Origin of the sequence: Methylophaga sp. UBA4204, assembly GCF_002379485.1 — a bacterium.
In the GTDB taxonomy this organism is placed as follows: Bacteria; Pseudomonadota; Gammaproteobacteria; order Nitrosococcales; family Methylophagaceae; genus Methylophaga.
This window is the reverse complement of the sequence record NZ_DFTU01000035.1, coordinates 4,570-8,523: the sequence shown is the minus strand read 5'-3', so window position 1 is coordinate 8,523 and position 3,954 is coordinate 4,570. Positions and strand designations below refer to the sequence as shown.

Below are 3,954 nucleotides of genomic sequence, written 5' to 3'. Positions count from 1 at the left end.
TCATGTTTTATCGGCTCGGCGTCGCTCATTTCATTGCGAAACAAGGAAAACTCGTCGTCATCATTTTTATTTTTGTTCTCTGCCATGGCCGATTTTGCCTGATTTCATGCCGTTTGATGTGACCCATTGTGCCAGATGATGCTTGTGTAAAAAATCATTTTTAGTTTAGGATGATTTCCACTTGTCGGGGTGCCCCCTCTGAATTATCAGAAAGGGCTGAGATGAAACCCGTTGAACCTGAAGAGGCTAGAACCTCCGTAGGAAACAAGCCGGAATGCCGGTACGTCTGATTGTCTGACTGTAGCCGCCGTGTATCTCCATCACCTTGTTCGCGAAAGCGCAACGTCTTCATTTCCCCGACTTTTTTATTCAAAAAGGGGAAATCAGATGTCAGCAGCCAATCCAAAAGTCATTGATATTAAAGACCGTAGTGGCATTACTACTCAGCCATTACCGGGTTCTGAAAAAATCTACATTACCGGCAGTCGTGATGATCTCCGGGTGCCATTTCGTCAAATCTCCCTGACCGATACACCGAATCGTGATCCCAGTCTGCCGGGTGAGCCAAATGCGCCGGTGATGGTTTACGACACCTCTGGTATTTACACCGATCCCACTGAAACAATCGATCTGGAAAAAGGCTTAACGCCGATTCGTCAGCAATGGATTGAGGAACGTGACGATACCGAAGTATTACCGGCGTTCAGTTCCAACTTTACCCGCGATCAGGATGGGCAGGAATTTGATATTCCGCTGTTCACCAATCGTCGTCTGCCACGCAAAGCCAAACTGGGCAAAAACGTGAGCCAGATGCACTATGCACGTCAAGGCATCATCACCCCGGAAATGGAATATATCGCCATTCGCGAAAGCATGGGCCGTGCTGCACTGCAAGCCAAAGGCGAATTGCCAGCCGATAAACCCAATCACATCACCCCGGAATTTGTTCGTAAAGAAGTCGCCGAAGGTCGTGCGATTATTCCAGCCAATATCAATCACCCTGAAGCTGAGCCGATGATTATCGGTCGTAACTTTCTGGTGAAAATCAACGCCAATATCGGTAACTCTGCTACCACTTCCTCGATTGAAGAAGAAGTTGAAAAGATGGTGTGGAGTACCCGTTGGGGTGGTGATACCGTCATGGATTTGTCGACTGGTAAACATATTCACCAGACCCGCGAATGGATTATCCGTAATTCACCGGTGCCAATCGGTACTGTGCCGTTGTATCAGGCTTTGGAAAAAGTAAACGGCATTGCCGAAGATCTGACCTGGGAAGTGTTTCGCGATACGTTGATTGAACAGGCCGAGCAGGGCGTGAGTTACTTTACGATTCATGCTGGTATTCGTCTGGCGCATATTCCACTGACCGTGAACCGCACTACTGGCATTGTGTCACGTGGCGGCTCGATTATGGCGGCCTGGTGTCTGGCACATCATGAAGAAAGCTTTTTGTACACGCACTTTGAAGATATCTGCGAAATCATGAAAGCCTACGATGTGTCGTTCTCTCTGGGTGATGGTTTGCGTCCAGGTTCACAAGCTGATGCCAATGATGAAGCCCAGTTTGCCGAGCTGCGTACTTTGGGTGAATTAACCCATATTGCCTGGAAACATGATGTGCAGGTGATGATCGAAGGGCCGGGTCATGTGCCAATGCATAAGATCAAGGAAAACATGGATCTGCAATTGGAAGTCTGCCACGAAGCGCCTTTCTATACCTTGGGGCCTTTGGTTACTGATATTGCACCAGGTTATGACCACATTACCTCGGGTATTGGTGCGGCGATGATTGGCTGGTTTGGTACGGCGATGTTGTGTTACGTGACACCCAAAGAGCATTTGGGTTTGCCGAATAAAGATGATGTTAAAACCGGCATTATCACCTACAAAATTGCAGCGCATGCAGCCGATTTGGCCAAAGGTCATCCGGGTGCTCATGAACGTGATGATGCGATTTCCAAAGCGCGTTTTGAATTCCGTTGGGAAGATCAATTCAATCTCGGGTTAGACCCTGATACTGCCCGTGCTTTCCATGATGAAACTCTGCCAAAACCGAGTGCTAAAGTGGCGCATTTCTGTTCTATGTGTGGACCGAAATTCTGCTCAATGAAGATTTCACATGATGTGAAAGAGGCGTTTACTGTGAAGTCAGAAGAGTTCAAGGCGGCTGGCAGCAAAATCTATCATCAGGTTTGATTGGATCGGATTCAGAACGCTATGAAGCATTATCTGATTATCGGTAGCGGTCTGATTGGACGCCTGACAAGCTGGCGTCTGATTCAGACTGGTCATGCCGTGACGATTCTGTCATCAGACGATAAAGCCGGTACCGACAGTGCCGGTTTTATTGCGGCTTCGATGATCGCGCCATTTACCGAAGCGGTGACCGCAGATCGGTCGATTCGCGATCTAGGTATTCAAAGTCAAGCGCTGTGGGATAAATGGCTGGCTGAGTTTGAAAAGCCAATATTTAATCCGCAGAGCGGCACGTTGGTCGTCGCGCACGAAGGCGATAAGGCTGAACTGGCACGGTATCAACGGCGTGCAGCACATATTCTGGATCCGACTGATTATCAGCAAATTGACGCTCAGCAGTTACAAAACCTGTCACCTGAACTGGCCGAGAATTTTCGGTCGGCGTTGTATTTCCCGCAAGAGAGCTGTCTGGATAATCGCCAGTTTTATCAGCAGGTCGGTGAGTTTCTAACCGAACATGCTAACTGGCACACCATTGAACCGATTGAAACGTTAACTAACGACACATTGGAACAATTGTGTCAGCAAACGCTTGGACATTCGCTGGGTAAATTTACCTCGGTGATTGATTGTCGTGGTAATGGCAGCAAGTTGGATATGAAAGAGCTGCGTGGGGTGCGCGGTGAAGTGTTGCGTGTTTATGCCCCGGAAGTGAATCTGCAACAGTGCGTACGCTTAATGCATCCACGTTATCCGCTGTATTTGGCCCCCAGACCGGATCAGCAATATGTCATTGGGGCGACGGTAATTGAATCCGAAGATCGGTCACCAGTGAGTGTACGTAGTGCTATGGAATTGCTATCGGCGCTTTACAGCATTCATAAAGGGTTTGCCGAAGCCCGGGTGTTGGAAATGCGGGCGCATTGCCGTCCGGCATTACCTGATCATTTACCCACCATTCGCCAGCAGGAGTGGGGTTATCAAATCAATGGCCTGTACAGGCATGGTTATTTGCTGGGACCGGTAATGGTCGACCAATTACTAACAAAATTATCAGAACACACAGATTCGGGAGTGCGTTATGCAAGCTGAGTCGATTCAACCCATCTCAATTATTTTGAATGAACAGCCCATAGAAACCACAAGCTTTAATTTGCAGGCGTTTCTGGCTGAACATGGCTGGACTGAAGGCCGGTTTGTGGTGGTGATTAACGACAATATTATCGCCAAATCGGCACATCCAACCTATCAATTATCAGTAGGCGATCGCATTGATGTGCTGTCGCCGATCAGTGGAGGCTGACATGCAGGCATCTGACTGGACCGTTTACGGTCAAACCCTTAGTAGTCGTTTATTTATCGGCACGGCGCTTTATCCTTCACCACAAGTGATGTGTGATGCCATTAAAGCGTCAGGCGCTCAGGTGATTACCGTATCTCTGCGTCGGCAAAGTGCCGGGCAGGCCAATAGTGGTCAGCAATTCTGGAACATGATTGAAGCGCTGGGCTGTCATTTATTACCCAATACCGCGGGTTGTTATAGTGCAGCCGAGGCAATTAAAACAGCCCATATGGCGCGTGAGTTATTTGAAACTGACTGGATCAAGCTCGAAGTATTGGGTGACAGTTTTAATCTACAACCGGATCCGTTTGCTCTATTGGAAGCGACCAAAACCCTGATTGCCGATGGTTTTAAAGTGTTTCCCTACTGCACCGATGATCTGGTGATCTGCCAACGGCTGCGCGATGTCGGCT

Annotated in this window: 3 protein-coding genes, 1 pseudogene and 1 riboswitch; all 4 genes and pseudogenes read left to right on the top strand. The window is 48.5% G+C overall.

The window, feature by feature from the left end:
• Positions 1–175: 175 nt before the first annotated feature.
• A riboswitch (TPP riboswitch) is annotated at positions 176–281 on the top strand.
• Between the two features lie 106 nt (positions 282–387).
• Positions 388–2,199 carry a phosphomethylpyrimidine synthase ThiC gene (gene thiC, locus B3182_RS04635; RefSeq protein WP_292357335.1) on the top strand — a complete coding sequence of 604 codons (1,812 nt, stop codon included), beginning with the start codon at positions 388–390 and terminating at the stop codon, positions 2,197–2,199.
• Positions 2,200–2,220: 21 nt separating this feature from the next.
• Entirely contained in the window at positions 2,221–3,291 is a 1,071-nt protein-coding gene (locus B3182_RS04630; RefSeq protein WP_292357333.1) for an FAD-dependent oxidoreductase, read from the top strand.
• Entirely contained in the window at positions 3,281–3,502 is a 222-nt protein-coding gene (gene thiS, locus B3182_RS04625; RefSeq protein ID WP_292357331.1) for a sulfur carrier protein ThiS, read from the top strand. The genes B3182_RS04630 and thiS overlap by 11 nt, the downstream gene beginning before the upstream one ends.
• Position 3,503: 1 nt before the next feature.
• A pseudogene (locus B3182_RS04620) lies at positions 3,504–3,954 on the top strand (thiazole synthase); the annotation flags it as partial.